General features: G+C 60.6%; 12 protein-coding genes. 3 read left to right on the top strand and 9 right to left on the bottom strand.

The window, feature by feature from the left end:
- Window positions 1-474 carry an SOS-induced cell division inhibitor SulA gene (sulA, locus tag F8N96_RS31230; protein WP_150801079.1) on the top strand — a complete coding sequence of 158 codons (474 nt, stop codon included), beginning with the start codon at window positions 1-3 and terminating at the stop codon, window positions 472-474.
- A gap of 92 nt (window positions 475-566) precedes the next feature.
- Here sulA and F8N96_RS31225 read toward each other — a convergent pair whose 3' ends face one another.
- The 7 genes from F8N96_RS31225 to F8N96_RS31195 all read right to left on the bottom strand — a co-directional run bounded on the left by F8N96_RS31225 (window position 567) and on the right by F8N96_RS31195 (window position 9,335).
- Complete coding sequence (locus F8N96_RS31225) at window positions 567-800, bottom strand: hypothetical protein (RefSeq protein ID WP_128870876.1); 234 nt, start codon at window positions 798-800, stop codon at window positions 567-569.
- Window positions 801-941: 141 nt separating this feature from the next.
- Window positions 942-1,466, bottom strand: coding sequence for a DUF6586 family protein (locus F8N96_RS31220; protein ID WP_150801078.1), 525 nt, complete (start codon window positions 1,464-1,466; stop codon window positions 942-944).
- Window positions 1,467-1,816: 350 nt separating this feature from the next.
- Window positions 1,817-4,450 carry a type I DNA topoisomerase gene (gene topA, locus F8N96_RS31215; RefSeq protein ID WP_150801077.1) on the bottom strand — a complete coding sequence of 878 codons (2,634 nt, stop codon included), beginning with the start codon at window positions 4,448-4,450 and terminating at the stop codon, window positions 1,817-1,819.
- Between the two features lie 114 nt (window positions 4,451-4,564).
- Window positions 4,565-4,801 carry a DUF1653 domain-containing protein gene (locus tag F8N96_RS31210; RefSeq protein ID WP_150801076.1) on the bottom strand — a complete coding sequence of 79 codons (237 nt, stop codon included), beginning with the start codon at window positions 4,799-4,801 and terminating at the stop codon, window positions 4,565-4,567.
- 97 nt (window positions 4,802-4,898) lie between these two features.
- Window positions 4,899-6,074 carry an acetyl-CoA C-acyltransferase FadA gene (fadA, locus tag F8N96_RS31205; RefSeq protein WP_150801075.1) on the bottom strand — a complete coding sequence of 392 codons (1,176 nt, stop codon included), beginning with the start codon at window positions 6,072-6,074 and terminating at the stop codon, window positions 4,899-4,901.
- A gap of 30 nt (window positions 6,075-6,104) precedes the next feature.
- Window positions 6,105-8,252: a fatty acid oxidation complex subunit alpha FadB gene (gene fadB / locus F8N96_RS31200; protein WP_150801074.1), complete on the bottom strand. Its 2,148-nt coding sequence runs from the start codon at window positions 8,250-8,252 to the stop codon at window positions 6,105-6,107.
- Between the two features lie 645 nt (window positions 8,253-8,897).
- Window positions 8,898-9,335 carry a hypothetical protein gene (locus F8N96_RS31195; RefSeq protein WP_150801073.1) on the bottom strand — a complete coding sequence of 146 codons (438 nt, stop codon included), beginning with the start codon at window positions 9,333-9,335 and terminating at the stop codon, window positions 8,898-8,900.
- Window positions 9,336-9,541: 206 nt separating this feature from the next.
- On the opposite strand from F8N96_RS31195, the gene F8N96_RS31190 reads away from it, so the two are divergent.
- Entirely contained in the window at window positions 9,542-9,982 is a 441-nt protein-coding gene (locus tag F8N96_RS31190; RefSeq protein WP_150801072.1) for a universal stress protein, read from the top strand.
- A gap of 518 nt (window positions 9,983-10,500) precedes the next feature.
- Here the strand turns inward: F8N96_RS31190 and F8N96_RS31185 are convergent.
- Window positions 10,501-12,417, bottom strand: a complete 1,917-nt coding sequence (locus F8N96_RS31185; protein WP_150765109.1) for an ATP-binding cassette domain-containing protein — start codon at window positions 12,415-12,417, stop codon at window positions 10,501-10,503.
- Window positions 12,418-12,630: 213 nt separating this feature from the next.
- Here F8N96_RS31185 and F8N96_RS31180 point away from each other — a divergent pair, with 213 nt between their 5' ends.
- Window positions 12,631-14,559, top strand: a complete 1,929-nt coding sequence (locus tag F8N96_RS31180; RefSeq protein ID WP_150801071.1) for a transglycosylase SLT domain-containing protein — start codon at window positions 12,631-12,633, stop codon at window positions 14,557-14,559.
- 549 nt (window positions 14,560-15,108) lie between these two features.
- Here the strand turns inward: F8N96_RS31180 and F8N96_RS31170 are convergent.
- A complete protein-coding gene (locus F8N96_RS31170; RefSeq protein WP_150801070.1) occupies window positions 15,109-16,155 on the bottom strand; it encodes a Fic family protein in 1,047 nt (348 codons plus the stop codon).
- Between the last annotated feature and the right edge of the window lie 276 nt (window positions 16,156-16,431).

Genomic DNA, 16,431 nt, shown 5'->3' with positions numbered 1-16,431 from the left:
ATGCAGTTCCCACATACACCACAGCAAGCCCAGTTGCCGTTGTTCGAGGCGTTCATGATGCAGCCATTGGCGCCGATCCTGAAAGAGGTGGTCGAGTCGCCCTGGAGTGCCGAACCGGACGTGTTCAGCGAGCTGTCGCTGCGGGGTGCGGCCGGGAACTGCCTGAACCTTCTGGCACCGATCCTCAGGGAACTGAGCGAGGACCAGGACGCCCGCTGGCTGACCCTGATCGCCCCGCCCGCCAGCCTGACCCAGGCCTGGTTGCGCGATGCCGGCCTGAATCGCGAACGCATCCTGCTGCTGCAGCCCCGTGGCGCCCAGAGCGCCCAGCAACTGACCTGCGAAGCCCTGCGCCTGGGCCGTAGTCATACGGTGGTCAGCTGGCTCAACCCGCTGAGCTCGGCCTCACGGCAACAGTTGATCAGCGCCGCCCGGACCGGGGACGCGCAGAGCCTGAATATTCGACTGGGTTAACTGAAAAGCAGCGAATGCGCCGAGCAGCGCGGGGCTTCTCCAAGGATAGAGAAGCCGATCTGTAAGGTACCGCAATAAAACGACGGACGGGATCAATGAAGAATCCGCGACCCCTGATCCGGTTCAAATTCACCTTCAACTAGGCGTCCGGCCATCTGAACGCCGACGCTCAACATCGCCTTGGCGACTTCCACGTGCTGGCCTTGCAGGAACGCCTTGGCATCCTCAGAAAAATCCAAAGTAACCAGAGAACCTTCGTCCTCGGCCCTGCGCAGCTCGATACGGCCGTCTGGTAACTCGACTATTTCTAAAAAGGACGTTGGCATAAAAATGAGTTCTCCAAGAAAGGCGGGGATTATATAGGCATCTGCCCGGCTTCGCTCGGGATCTTGACCAGATGTCATCACTCAGGGAAATTTCCCACAACACGCTTCCCTGAGGGAAACACTGGCCAGATACTCAGTGTTTCAGCACTCGTTCAAGCCTTCGCGAAACCGGATCGCCAGGCCCTTGAGGTTCTGGCGCCAGCTTTCCAGCTCTTCCCGACTCAATTCCTGAGGCGCCTCTTCTTCATCCAGGTTAACGGCCAGGATCAGCGGCTGGGTCACATCGCCTTTTGGTTTGCGCGGCGCCCGTGGCGGCTGGAACAGCGCCGCATGGGCGGCCAGCAGCCGGGCGAGCCAGGTTTCCGGGTTCTGCGCCAGCTCGACCATCTCGGCCATTTCAGGGATGGCGATGGTTTCCAGCACTTCCCGGGTCAGCAGCATCTCCGCCCGTGGCGCATTGGCCTGGGGCAAGCGATAGAAGCCGGCAATTTCATGACACAAGCCAAGCAGCGCGCCGTACAGGTGAAACAACGCCGATTCGCGCCCGGCCTGAATCAGCGCCAGCGAATTCATCGCCCGCCCCTCTTCGGCCTTGGCGAGCGCTTCCAGCGACAGGCCGGCGAAATAAATCTTCTGGTTGGTACGGGTATAGAGTTCGTGGGCCATGACGGCAGCCTCCACAACGAAATAATTGCTTCACGCAGGTCAGACAGTGTCGTGGATCACCTGCGCCTCCCGCAAGCACAAAACAAAAAGGCCGCATGAACACCCGAAGGTGGTCATGCGGCCTTTGGTGCCGAAGGAACTCCGCCGCCCCCTGTAGGAGCGAGCTTGCTCGCGAAAAACCCTAGAACGACGCTTTCATCCAGACAGCACGCGTTAGCGTTGACGTCCTTCGCCGGCAAGCCGGCTCCTACAGGGCGACGCGTTCATCCAGACAGCGCGCGTTAGCGTTGACGTCCTTCGCGAGCAAGCTCGCTCCTACAGGGGCCGCGCGTTCAATCAGACAGCATGTTTTAGGCCTTGGCGGCTTTTGCCGGGCGCTTGTCTTCGACCGTCCACTTGCCGCCGTCGTAGTACGCCTTCCAACCCGTCGGCTTACCGTCGACTTCAGTCTGCACGTACTGCTCCTTGGTCTTGCGGCTGTAACGGATCACCGTTGGCAGGCCGTCCGGGTCTTTCTTCGGTGCTTCGCACAGGAAGTGGTACTTCGGATCGATCTCATCCTTGTGCGGCACGATCTCCATGACCAGCGGCGCACGGGTCTCGCGGTTTTTCGGGAACTGGCTCGCCGCCAGGAACAGCCCGGAAGCACCGTCGCGCAGGATGTAGGTGTCGTTGACCTTTTCGCATTTCAGCTCAGGCATCTTCACCGGGTCCATCTTCGGCGGCGCCGCGTCACCGCTTTTCAGCAGTTTGCGGGTGTTCTTGCAGGTCGGGTTGGTGCAGCCGAAGAACTTGCCGAAACGGCCGGTCTTGAGTTGCATCTCGCTGCCGCACTTGTCGCATTCCAGGCTCGGACCTTCGTAGCCCTTGATGCGATAACTGCCCTCTTCGATTTCGTAGCCGTCGCAATCCGGGTTGTTGCCGCAGATGTGCAACTTGCGCTTCTCGTCCAGCAGGTAAGCGTCCATCGCCGTGCTGCAGATCGGGCAACGGTGCTTGCCACGCAGCACCAGCGACTCCGACTCACCCTCGTCGTCCGCGGCGATTTCATCGCCCGGCACCAGGTTGACGGTGGCCTTGCAGCGTTCTTTCGGCGGCAGGCTGTAGCCCGAGCAACCGAGGAACACGCCGGTCGACGCGGTACGAATCTGCATCGGCCGACCGCACACCACGCACGGAATGTCGGTCATCACCGGCTGGTTGGCGCGCATGCCGCCTTCAGGGCTTTCGGCTACTTCGAGCTTCTTCTTGAAGTCGCCGTAGAACTCGTCGAGCACGTTTTTCCAGTCGCGTTCGCCCTGGGCCACGTCATCGAGGTTCTCTTCCATGCCGGCGGTGAAGCCGTAGTCCATGAGATTGGAGAAGCTCTCGGCCAGGCGCTCGGTGACGATGTCGCCCATCTTTTCCGAATAGAAACGACGGTTGTGCAGCGCCACGTAGCCGCGGTCCTGGATGGTCGAAATGATCGCCGCGTAGGTCGAAGGACGACCGATGCCGCGTTTTTCCATTTCTTTTACCAGGCTCGCTTCCGAGTAACGCGCCGGCGGCTTGGTGAAGTGCTGGGTCGGATCAAGCTTGATCAGCTTCATCGCGTCGCCCTGGGCCATGTCCGGCAGCACGTCGTCATCGCCTGGCTTGGCGATCTGCGGCATCACGCGGGTGTAACCGTCGAACTTGAGGATGCGGCCCTTGGCGCGCAGCTCGAAGTCGCCGGCACCGACGGTGACCGTGGTCGACAGGTATTGCGCCGGCAGCATCTGGCAAGCGAGGAACTGGCGCCAGATCAGCTCGTAGAGCCGCTCAGCGTCACGCTCCATGCCCGACAGCTTGCTTGGCTCGGTATTGGCATCGGAGGGACGAATCGCTTCGTGAGCCTCTTGTGCGCCTTCCTTGCTGCTGTAGACGTTCGGGTTTTCCGGCAGGTACTTCTTGCCGAACTCGCCTTCAATATAAGTGCGCGCCATCGTCACGGCATCGGCCGAGAGGTTGGTGGAGTCGGTACGCATGTACGTGATGTAGCCCGCTTCGTACAAACGCTGGGCCATCATCATGGTCTTCTTCACCCCGAAGCCCAGGCGGTTGCTCGCGGCCTGCTGCAGGGTGGAAGTGATGAACGGCGCCGACGGCTTACTGCTGGTCGGCTTGTCTTCGCGCTTGACGATGCTGTAGCTGGAAGCCTTGAGCTTTTCCAGCGCGGCCATGGCCTGGGCTTCGTTGAGCGGCTTGAAGGCCTCGCCCTTCTCGCGGGCCACGTCGAAGCGCACGGTGGCGCCCTTGGCGGTGCCGAGGTCGGCGTGGACTTCCCAGTACTCTTCCGGGTTGAACGCACGGATTTCGCGCTCACGCTCGACCACCAGCTTCACGGCCACCGATTGCACGCGACCGGCGGACAGGCCACGGGCGACCTTGGCCCACAGCAGCGGCGACACCATGTAACCCACAACACGGTCGAGGAAACGACGCGCCTGTTGTGCGTTTACACGATCGATGTCCAGCTCGCCCGGCTTGGAGAAGGCTTCCTGGATCGCCTTCTTGGTGATTTCGTTGAACACCACGCGCTTGTAGCGGCTGTCGTCACCACCGATGGCTTCGCGCAGGTGCCAGGCAATGGCTTCCCCCTCGCGATCCAAGTCGGTTGCGAGATAGATGGTGTCAGCATCCTTGGCGAGCCGGCGCAGCTCTTCGATGACTTTCTCTTTGCCCGGGAGGATCTCGTACTGGGCTTTCCAGCCATGATCGGGATCGACGCCCATGCGCGAGACCAGCTGCTTGCGCGCTTTCTCTTTCGGCGTGAGCACCGGACCCTCGCCCGCGGCGGCCTTGCCACGCTTGGCGGCAGGCTCTTTGCTGGCGCTAGCCGAACCGCTGGTGGGCAGGTCTCGGATATGGCCGATACTCGACTTCACCACGTATTGGTTACCCAGATACTTGTTGATGGTCTTGGCCTTAGCCGGGGATTCCACAATGACCAGCGATTTGCCCATGGATCAGAAAATTCCTGAATTCTAGAAGTGAAAGGCGGTTGGCGCCTGACGCGGCACCGCTATATATAGTGGCTACAAGGTGAGGTCAAGCGCAGGGTTCTGCGCGCACTCAGCTTATGGCTTGGAAAAAAGGCTCGGTTCGGCTTGCACCAAAGCAAAGCGCGGCACCTGTTCGCCGTCAACCTCGACCGACTCCAGGAACATGCTCAAGGGGCGCACCCAAAAGCCGTAATCGCCATACAGGGCTTGGTAGAAGACCACTTCCTCTTCGGTTTCCGAATGCCGCGCGGTGCTGAATACGCGGTACTGCGGACCTTTGTAATGCTCGTACAGACCAGGTTGTAACGGCATGGTTTGGCCCTCGCTCAAATCTTTTCAAAAAAAAACAAAAAAAATCCGCAAAAACAAAAACCGGGGCACTTGGCCCCGGCTTCCTTCAACGAAACGCTTAAACGCGTTCGAAGACGGTGGAGATGCCTTGGCCGAGACCAATGCACATGGTGGCTACCCCGAAGGTGCCGCCATTCTGCTTCATCACGTTCAACAGGGTGCCGGAGATACGTGCACCGGAGCAACCAAACGGATGACCCAGGGCGATCGCGCCGCCGTGCAGGTTAACCTTCTCGTTCATCTTGTCGAGCACTTTCAAATCTTTCAGCACCGGCAGGGCCTGTGCAGCGAACGCTTCGTTGAGCTCGAAGAAGTCGATATCGGTGATGCCAAGGCCTGCGCGCTTCAGTGCTTTCTGGGTGGCCGGTACTGGACCATAGCCCATGATCGCCGGGTCCACACCCGCCACCGCCATCGAGCGGATCACCGCCAGAGGCTGGATGCCCAGGTCCTGGGCACGCTGCGCCGACATCACGATCATGCACGATGCGCCATCGGTGATCTGCGACGAAGTGCCCGCTGTCACGGTGCCACCTTTCGGGTTGAACGCTGGCTTGAGAGCGGCCAGGCTTTCCAGGGTGGTTTCCGGACGAATGGTTTCGTCGTAGTCGAACAGTTTCAGGAAACCGTTCTCGTCGTAGCCCTGCATCGGGATGATTTCGTCCTTGAACTTGCCTTCCACGGTCGCCTTTTGGGCGAGCTGGTGGGAGCGCAGGCCGAAAGCGTCCTGTTGCTCGCGAGTGATGCCGTGCATCTTGCCCAGCATTTCCGCGGTCAGGCCCATCATGCCCGAGGCTTTTGCCGCGTACAGCGACATGTGCGGGTTCGGATCGACACCGTGCATCATGCTCACGTGCCCCATATGCTCGACGCCGCCCACCACGAATACGTCACCGTTGCCGGTCATGATCGCTTGCGCGGCAGTGTGCAAGGCACTCATCGACGAGCCACACAGGCGGCTGACGGTCTGGCCGGCAGCGGTGTGCGGGATCTGCGTCATCAGGGACGCCATGCGGGCGATGTTCCAGCCCTGCTCCAGGGTCTGGTTCACACAGCCCCAGATCACGTCTTCGACTTCGTTCGGGTCGACCTTGACGTTGCGTTCCAGCAGTTTGCTGATCAGGTGCGCCGACATGTCTTCGGCGCGGGTGTTGCGGTGCATGCCGCCCTTGGAGCGGCCCATCGGCGTACGACCGAAGTCGACAATCACGACGTCTCTAGGATTCAAGCTCATAAAATTTCACTCTCGCTCTAGTGTGGGCGCTTAACCGAAGAACCGTTGGCCGGTTTTGGCCATTTCACGCAGTTTTGCGGTCGGGTGGTACAGCGCGCCCAAATCAGCGTACTGGTCAGCCAGGGCAACGAACTCGGCCACACCGATCGAATCGATATAGCGCAGCGCACCGCCGCGGAATGGAGGGAAACCAATACCGTAGACCAGGCCCATGTCGGCTTCGGCAGCGGTTTCGACGATGCCGTCTTCCAGGCAACGCACGGTCTCCAGGCACAGCGGGATCATCATCCAGTTGATGATGTCTTCGTCGGTGACTTCACGCTGTTCGAACACGATCGGCTTGAGCACTTCCAGCACCGACGGGTCGGCGACTTTCTTCTGCTTGCCGTTCTTGTCGGTCTCGTAGGCGTAGAAGCCCTTGCCGTTCTTCTGGCCCAGGCGATTGGCTTCGTAGAGCACGTCGACGGCCGAACGACGGTCGTCTTTCATGCGGTCCGGGAAACCTTCAGCCATCACGTCACGACCGTGGTGGCCGGTGTCGATGCCGACCACGTCCATCAGGTACGCCGGGCCCATCGGCCAGCCGAACTTTTCCATGACCTTGTCGATGCGCACGAAGTCCACACCGGCGCTGACCAGCTTGGCGAAACCGCCGAAGTACGGGAACAGCACGCGGTTGACCAAAAAGCCCGGGCAGTCGTTGACGACGATCGGGTTCTTGCCCATTTTCTTGGCGTAGGCCACGGTGGTGGCGACAGCCAGCTCACTGGACTTCTCGCCACGGATCACTTCCACCAGCGGCATCATGTGCACCGGGTTGAAGAAGTGCATGCCGACGAAATTTTCCGGACGCTTGAGGGCCTTGGCCAGCAAGGTGATGGAAATGGTCGAGGTGTTGGACGCGAGGATGGTGTCCTCCTTGACCTGGCCTTCCACTTCAGCCAGCACGGCTTGCTTGACCTTGGGGTTCTCGACGACCGCTTCGACGACCAGGTCGACGTGACCGAAGTCACCGTAAGACAGGGTCGGACGAATGCCGTTGAGCACTTCAGCCATTTTCGCCGCGGTCATGCGACCTTTATCAACGCGGCTCACCAGCAGCTTGGCGGCTTCAGCCAGGCCCTGCTCGATCCCGTGTTCGTTGATGTCCTTCATCAGGATCGGCGTGCCTTTGGAGGCCGACTGATAGGCGATACCGCCCCCCATGATGCCGGCGCCCAATACGGCGGCCTGCTTCACGTCCTTGGCGATTTCGTCGTAGGCCTTGGCCTTTCTTTTCAGTTCCTGATCGTTCAGGAACAGACCGATCAGGCACTGCGCAGCAGAGGTCTTGGCCAGTTTGACGAAACCGGCGGCTTCGACTTCCAGCGCTTTGTCGCGACCGAAGTTCGCGGCTTTCTGGATGGTCTTGATCGCTTCGACCGGCGCCGGGTAGTTCGGGCCCGCTTGACCGGCGACGAAACCCTTGGCGGTTTCGAACGACATCATCTGTTCGATGGCGTTGAGCTTGAGTTTTTCCAGCTTCGGCTGACGCTTGGCCTTGTAGTCGAATTCGCCGGAGATGGCGCCCTTGACCAGGTTCAGAGCCGCTTCGAGCAATTTCTCGGGGGCGACCACGGCGTCGACGGCGCCGACCTTCAGCGCGTCTTCGGCGCGGTTTTCCTTACCGGCGGCGATCCACTCGATGGCGTTGTCGGCACCGATGATGCGCGGCAGGCGCACCGTGCCGCCGAAGCCCGGGTAGATGCCCAGCTTGACTTCCGGCAGGCCGATCTTGGCAGTGTTGGCCATGACGCGGTAGTCCGCCGCCAGGCACATTTCCAGACCGCCACCCAGGGCGATGCCGTTGATCGCGGCGACAGTCGGGACATTCAGGTCTTCGAAATCGCTGAAGATCCTGTTGGCTTCGAGGTTGCCCGCCACAAGCTCTGCATCGGGCAGCTTGAAGTTCTCGACAAATTCGGTGATGTCGGCGCCAACGATGAACACGTCCTTGCCACTGCTGACGATCACACCCTTGATCGAATTATCTGCCTTGATGGTGTCTACGGCCTGACGCAATTCGTTCAGGGTTAGACGGTTGAACTTGTTGACGGACTCACCCTTGAGATCGAACTTCAGTTCGACGATGCCACTTTCAAGAGCCTTAACCGTGATGGCTTTACCTTCGTAAATCATCAACTGATCTCCACGATATGGAAGCTGAACAGTACACGCCGGACGCAGGCGAATGGCTTGGCAGGACGGTTATCGTCAATGCTACGCCCATCCACCCGGCACACCCGCCAACGCGATAGTCGGGATTCTGTAGGAGCGATCTTTAATACAAACGCTCAATTCATACGCCCGTTTGATTTGGGTACGCCACCTTCACGGAATTTCCGACAATTGTCAATCGCCCAGAATACTGGTTGAAGCGCGACTTTACGGTCATATCCGTACCACGAGGACCTGCAACACGCGGATGCATGTGCGGCCATTCATAGGATCAATTGTTAGAAAAGTCGCCCTAAAACGCGGCAGGCTGCGTTTAACAGGCTACGCTGGCGGGGAGATGGGATATTTTTCAACGCTTTGGGTGAATACCCGCCGCAAGATCAATGTGACAAAGAATTTCCGGCCTGCCTGGCCAACTTCCGCCCGATGATTAAGTCGGGCTTTTTATTGCCTGCTTGCCAGGCGCATGGGGCGATCGTTCCTACGCTCTGCGTGGGAACGCCTCAACGGACGCTCCGCGTTCGGCTCTTGATGGGACGCGGAGCATCCCCGGCTGCATTCCCACGCAGAGCGTAGGAATGATCAGATGCCGGCGCGGGATCGGGTTCAGGCCAGGGCCTTGAGGGTGGCGTCGATTTGCTGCAACACCTCGGCTTCGCCCTTCTCGCCCCAGTACAAGGTGATCATCTGCTTGTCCGCCTCGACCTTGTAGACGTTGCCCGGCAATTTTTCGAAATGATTGAGCAGCACAGGGTCCTCACAGGCCTCCTGCCACTGATTCACCCACTCCCCCGGGGATTTTTGCCAGTAGCTCCAGCACGCCGGCCGATTGCCACGCCGCGGCCTATGGTACTGGGCGCACGGGCTCGGCGGCTCCGGGCTGAGCCAGTGTGGCCACTCCTGAGGCGCCAGTTGCATGGCCAGGCCGATGCGTCGCGCCTCCATGCGCAGGGCCATGCGCCCGCTCTGTCCACGGGACGGCCGCAACCATGCCAGCGGGCTCAGGACCACTAACAGGATTGACACCACTATCCAGACCGTCATATCTGTACTCCCGTTTTTACATGCACCGTTTTTACATGCACCGTTTTTACATGCACCGTTCTTAAATGCACCGTTTTTTGCATCGTTTTTGAATGCACCGCTTTTAGATGCACCGATTTTAAATGAGCGCGCCGGGTCACTTTGAAACCAATGTGCTTGAAACCAGCCATACTTACCCTTAATGCAACCCTCAGGAGGTGCACCTCATGCCCTACAACCACATCCTGGTCGCTGTAGACCTGACCGAAGAGTGCGACCCTGTCATCCACCGCGCTCGCGAGCTGTCGGTGAGCAACGGCTGCAAACTCTCCCTGGTGCACATCGTCGAGCCGATGGCCATGGCTTTTGGCGGTGACGTGCCGATGGACCTGTCACAACTGCAACAGCAGCAGTTCGATCAGGCCAAGGAGCGACTGGACCGATTGATCCTGAAGTACCCGGAACTGTCCAAGGAATACAGCCACCTGACCTACGGCCAGCCCCGCCAGGAGATTCACCACCTGGCCAAGGAGCAAGGGTGCGACATGATCGTGGTCGGCAGTCACGGCCGGCATGGCCTGGCACTGCTGCTGGGCTCCACCGCCAATGACGTACTGCACGGCGCGCCATGCGATGTGCTCGCGGTACGCCTGCAAAACAAAAGCTGACACCAACCCCGTCGAACGCCGCACCGCGGCGTGCCAGGTACGCCGCCTCCCCCTGTAGGAGCCGGCTTGCTGGCGAATGCCACATCGCGGTGTGTCAGATACACCGCCTTCCTGTAGGAGCCGGCTTGCTGGCGAATGCCACACCGCGGTGTGTCAGATACACCGCCTTCCTGCAGGAGCCGGCTTGCTGGCGAATGCCACACCGCGGTGTGTCAGATACACCGCCTTCCTGCAGGAGCCGGCTTGCTGGCGAATGCCGCACCGCGGTGTGTCAGATACACCGCCTTCCTGTAGGAGCCGGCTTGCTGGCGAATGCCGCACCGCGGTGTGTCAGGTACACCGCCTTCGCTGGCAAGCCAGCTCCTACAGGGGCGAATGCCGCACCGCGGTGTGTCAGATACACCGCCTTCGCTGGCAAGCCAGCTCCTACAAGTGTCGGTTCCTTCAGGCAGATCGCATTTCATATGAAAAGCCCGGCGTTCATCACGAGCGCCGGGCTTTTTTTATCGCAGGATCAATCAGGCATCCAGCTCGGCCCAGCGCTCGACCATGACGTCGAGTTCAGCATTCAACTGCTCCAGCTGGGCAATCACCGCCGCGGTCTCGGCCGCCGGACGCTGGTAAAACCCGGCGTCCGCCATCTGCGCTTCAACGGCTGCGATCTGCTGCTCCATGGCTTCGATCTGCCCCGGCAAGGCTTCCAGCTCGCGCTGGACCTTGTAGCTGAGCTTTTTCTTCGCCACTGGCGCTTCTACCGCTGCGACGGGCGCCGGCTCAGCCGTGACCACCGCAGACGTCAGGTCGGCCTTGCCGGATTTGCTCTCGGTCACGCCCAGCAGGCGCGGCGAGCCGCCCTGGCGCAGCCAGTCCTGGTAACCGCCGACGTATTCGCGAACCTTGCCTTCACCTTCGAAGACCAGGGTGCTGGTGACCACGTTGTCGAGGAATGCCCGGTCGTGGCTGACCATCAGCACGGTGCCGTTGAAGGTCAGCAAGACCTCTTCCAGCAGCTCGAGGGTTTCGACGTCGAGGTCGTTGGTCGGTTCGTCGAGCACCAGCAGGTTCGCCGGCTTGCTGAACAGTTTCGCCAGCAACAGACGGGCACGCTCGCCGCCGGACAGCGCCTTGACCGGCGTGCGGGCACGCTGCGGGCTGAACAGGAAGTCGCCGAGGTAGCTCAGCACGTGACGGCTCTGGCCATCGATATCGATGAAGTCGCGACCTTCGGCCACGTTGTCGATCACGGTCTTTTCCAGGTCCAGCTGATGGCGCAACTGGTCGAAGTAGGCCACGTCGATGCGCGTCCCCTCTTCCACGGTGCCGCTGGTAGGCTGCAGGCCGCTGAGCATCAGTTTCAGCAGGGTGGTCTTGCCGGTACCGTTGGCGCCGAGCAGACCGATACGGTCGCCGCGCGTCAGGACCATCGAGAAGTCCTTGATCAGGAACGGGCCGCCCGGGTGAGCGAAGCTCACGTTCTCGAGCACCATCACCTGCTTGCCGGACTTGTCGGCGGTATCCAGCTGAATGTTGGCCTTGCCGGTGCGCTCACGACGCTCGCTGCGCTCCACGCGCAGGGCCTTCAGGGCACGGACGCGACCTTCGTTACGGGTGCGGCGCGCCTTGATGCCCTGGCGGATCCAGACTTCTTCCTGGGCCAGTTTCTTGTCGAACAGCGCGTTGGCGGTCTCTTCAGCCGCCAGAGAGGCTTCCTTGTGCACCAGGAAGCTGGCGTAGTCGCCGTTCCAGTCGATCAGGCCGCCGCGATCCAGTTCGAGGATACGGGTAGCCAGGTTCTGCAGGAAGGAACGGTCGTGCGTGATGAACAACACGGCGCCCTGGAAATCCTTCAGCGCTTCTTCAAGCCAGGCGATGGCCCCGATGTCCAGGTGGTTGGTCGGTTCGTCGAGCAGCAGCAGGTCCGGCTCGGAAACCAGGGCCTGGGCCAGCAGGACGCGGCGACGCCAGCCGCCGGACAATTCGGCGAGGGTCTTGTCGGCCGGCAACTGCAGACGGCTCAAGGTGCTGTCGACCAGTTGCTGCAAACGCCAGCCGTCACGGGCTTCGAGGTCGTGCTGGACGTGCATCAGCTTGTCCAGGTCGGCGTCGGTGACGATGTTCTGGCTCAGGTGGTGATACTGCGCGAGCAGCTCGCCGACACCGTCCAGGCCTTCGGCCACCACGTCGAACACGGTCCGCTCGTCGGCTACCGGCAATTCCTGCGGCAATTCGCCGATCTTGAGGCCGGGCGCACGCCAAACGGAGCCTTCATCGGGCTTCTGGTCGCCCTTGACGAGCTTCATCATGCTGGACTTGCCAGTGCCGTTGCGGCCGATGATGCACACCCGCTCACCACGGGCGATCTGCCAGGACACCTTGTCCAACAACGGCATAGCGCCGAAAGCAAGGGACACATCGCTGAATTTGAGCAGGGTCATGAGCTTCTCCAAAAACCGGGCGCGCATTCTACCTGACTTGAGGCTGCAGAAGGCCGGCAATTTCACCTGGGCGACACTCTGCAATACAAATGTTGCGAGTTGATGCTGCGAGGCCGGCAAAGCTTTCGCCCGTTGCTGGCAAAAGGCTAAGCTACAGACAATTCAGCGCGGGCATCGCTTGCGCTTGTCATGATTTCTCTGCCCGGACGTCTCATGCGCAGTCGCCTTTTTAGTCTTTTGTCCTGTTTTCTTCTTGCTGCCACCGTCGTCCACACCGCCCAGGCCGTGGACTTGTCCACCCAACGCCAGTATTACGATGAAGCCAAGCGCGCCCTGGCCAAGGGTGACACCGGCCCGTATTTCCGCTATCGCCAGGCCCTCAGCGATTATCCGCTGGAACCTTACCTGGCGTATGACGAGCTGACCGCGCGCCTGAAATACGCGAGCAATACCGAAATCGAGCAATTCCTCGCCGAACACGGCGACCTGCCCCAGGCCAACTGGATGAAATTGCGCTGGTTGCGCTGGTTGTCCGAACGCGGCGACTGGGCGACCTTCGTCAAGTATTACGACCCGAAGATGAATTTCACCGAGCTGGACTGCCTGAACGCGCAGTACCAGATCACCCATAACCAGAAAGCCGAAGGTTACGCCAACGCGCAAAAACTCTGGCTGACCGGCAAATCCCAACCGGCCGCCTGCGACACGCTGTTCGGCGTCTGGGCCGCCGAAGGCCAACTGACCGAACAGCGACGCTGGGAGCGCACCAAGCTCGCGGCCCAGGCGCGCAACTATCCGCTGGCCAACAGCCTGGTCAACGGCCTGACCACCCTCGCCCCGCGCGGCCGCCTGCTGGTGGAAGTGGCGCAGAAACCTGAACTGCTCAACGACCCGGCACGGTTCATTCCGGCCGATGAGCCGATGTCCGACGTGGTCAGCCTGGGCCTGCGCCGCCTGGCGCGACAGGATCCCGACCGGGCGATGCAGATGCTCGACGGCTACGCCAGCAGCATGCACTTCTCCCGCGACGAAAAAGTCGCGATCGCCCGGGAAATCGGGCTGTCCCTGGCCAAGCGATTCGACCCTCGCGCGCTGGACATGATGACCAGATACGACCCGGAACTGCGCGACAACACCGTGTCGGAATGGCGCATGCGCCTGCTGTTGCGCCTGGCCCGCTGGGACGATGCCTACCAGTTGAGCCGCCGCCTGCCGCAGGACCTGGCGACGACCAACCGCTGGCGCTACTGGCAGGCGCGCAGCCTGGAACTGGCGCAGCCGCAGAGCGCGGAAGCCCAGACGCTCTACAAGAGCCTGGCCCGCGAACGGGATTTTTATGGGTTCCTGGCCGCCGATCGCTCGCAGTCGCCCTACTCGCTGAACAACAAACCGCTGGTGCTCAGCCAGGCACTGATCAACAAGGTGCGCAACACCCCGGGCATCCGTCGGGCACTGGAATTCCACGCCCGCGGGCAAATCGTCGACGGCCGCCGCGAGTGGTACCACGTCAGCCGCCACTTCAGCCGCGATGAAATGGTCGCCCAGGCGAAACTGGCCTATGACCTGAAATGGTATTTCCCGGCGATCCGCACCATCAGCCAGGCGCAATACTGGGACGATTTGAACATCCGCTTCCCGATGGCCCACCGCGAAACCCTGGTGCGTGAAGCCAAGATCCGTGGGCTGCATTCGAGCTGGGTGTTCGCCATCACCCGCCAGGAAAGCGCCTTCATGGACGACGCCCGCTCCAGCGTCGGCGCCAGCGGCCTGATGCAGCTGATGCCCGGCACCGCCAAGGAAACCGCGCGCAAGTTCAGCATTCCGCTGGCCTCGCCGCAGCAGGTGTTCGATCCGGACAAGAACATCCAGCTCGGCGCCGCGTACCTGAGTCAGGTCCACGCCCAGTTCAACGGCAACCGCGTCCTCGCCTCCGCCGCCTACAACGCCGGCCCCGGCCGCGTGCGCCAGTGGCTGCGCGGTGCGGACCACCTGAGCTTCGACGTGTGGGTGGAAAGCATCCCCTTCGACGAAACCCGCCAGTACGTGCAGAACGTGTTGTCGTACTCGGTGATCTACGGCCAGAAACTCAACTCGCCGCAGCCGCTGGTGGATTGGCATGAGCGGTATTTTGACGATCAGTGATTTAGCCACGCCCCTGCGTCCGTACACCACCCTGCAGGAGCTGGCTTGGCGGATCGCCGCACCGCAGCGAAAGCGGTCTGTCAGCCAACACCTCTGCTGAATGTGCCGCCGCCTTCGCCGGCAAGCCGGCTCCGACACAGATCGGTGGCGTTCACCGATCTGGCGTTCACTGAAGATCCCTGTAGGAGCAAGCTTGCTCGCGATGGTCGCCAACGATAACGCGTTAACCCTGACACTGTCAGCCAACACCTCTGCTGAATGTGCCGCCGCCTTCGCCGGCAAGCCGGCTCCGACACAGATCGGTGGCGTTCACCGATCTGGCGTTCACTGAAGATCCCTGTAGGAGCAAGCTTGCTCGCGATGGTCGCCAACGATAACGCGTTAACCCTGACACCCAACGGCGTTCTCAAGTTTTTCGTCGGAACGCCGCCCGGAGCAAGCTCGCTCCTACAGGAACTCAAACAAAAATGCCCGCTTCGATCGAAGCGGGCATTTTTTTTAAAGCAAGATAAAAAATCGTCCGAACGCGGCCCGAACCTGCGGCAGCTCCTACGCCGATCGAGATCGAGTAGCGGCTTGTTTGCCAAGTTCCGTAAGCCGATATCGTTGGGCCGGGCTTTTCGGCGAATCGGGGTTGGTCATTTCGATCAAACCTGCAGCTAACGCCGGCTTGAGGTAGTTAGCGCGGAACGTCGCCTTATGAGCCAATCCGACCTCTTCCATCAACTCGCTGACCTTCATCGGCCCCCTACCAAGCAGCGACAAAAGCAACCTCACTACTTGGTCGGTTACTTGGTCAGTTACTAGGTCGGTCACTAGGTCGGTCACTGGTTCGCTCTGAGTTGCCTCCTTGAGTGCAAGACTCAATGCCTGCAGCATAAACTCAACAAAAGGTGTCGATTCAGCCAACTGATCGGCTGCCGACAATGCCGCGTAATAAGCGTCCTGCTGCTCGCGAATCACTGCCTCGACCGGCAAATAAGCCAACACCGGGCGCCACTGACTGAGAATCAAGGTTTGCCAAAGACGCCCCATGCGTCCATTGCCATCGGCGAAAGGATGGATGAATTCAAATTCATAATGAAAGACGCAACTGATGATCAGCGGGTGCCAGTCAGTAGCACCCAGCCACGCCAACAGATCATCTATCAAATGCGCAACGCGACTGGGCGGTGGCGCCATATGAGCCAGTCGCTCGCCCCGGTAAAAACCCACGCCGGCTTGGCGGAACTGTCCAAAGTCGTCGATCAAACCGTGCATTAACAACTTATGAGCCTGCAGCAAATCGGCTCGACTGCCTGGCTGCCAATCCGGCATAGCCTCATAGGCTGCGAAGGCATTGCGCACTTCCTGGATTTCCCGAGGCAACCCCAGCACTCGCTGCCCCGCGAGCACAGCAGTCACCTGCTCGATACTGAGGGTATTGTTCTCGATGGCCAAGGACGCCTGAATCGTCCGAATCCGGTTGCCGCGCCGCAGTTGAGGCGTCTGCCGACGATCATCCACAGCCGACAGCTGACCGATCTGTTCACTGATCTCGGCGATCAACGCCAGTATTCGGGTGGTCAGGGTCAACGGTGGTTGATAACGGCTCATATCCTCATCCAGGCTCGCAACTGAGGCCGCCATAATGCCCGAACGCAGCCAGATTTATTAATCTCGTTCGCCGCCCGGGCGCTCACTGAAGATCCCCTGTAGGAGCTGGCTTGCCAGCGAAAGCGGTCTACCAGTCAACACCCCTGCTGAATGTGCCACCGTCTTCGCCAGCAAGCCGGCTCCTACACGGGATCGGCGTCGTCCACCGATTGCGTGTTTACCGAAAATCCCCTGTAGGAGCTGGCTTGCCAGCGAAAGCGGTCTACCAGTCAACAC

Origin of the sequence: Pseudomonas fluorescens (assembly GCF_902497855.1) — a bacterium.
Lineage (GTDB): Bacteria > Pseudomonadota > Gammaproteobacteria > Pseudomonadales > Pseudomonadaceae > Aquipseudomonas > Aquipseudomonas fluorescens_BI.
This window is presented reverse-complemented; position numbering and strand designations above follow the sequence as displayed.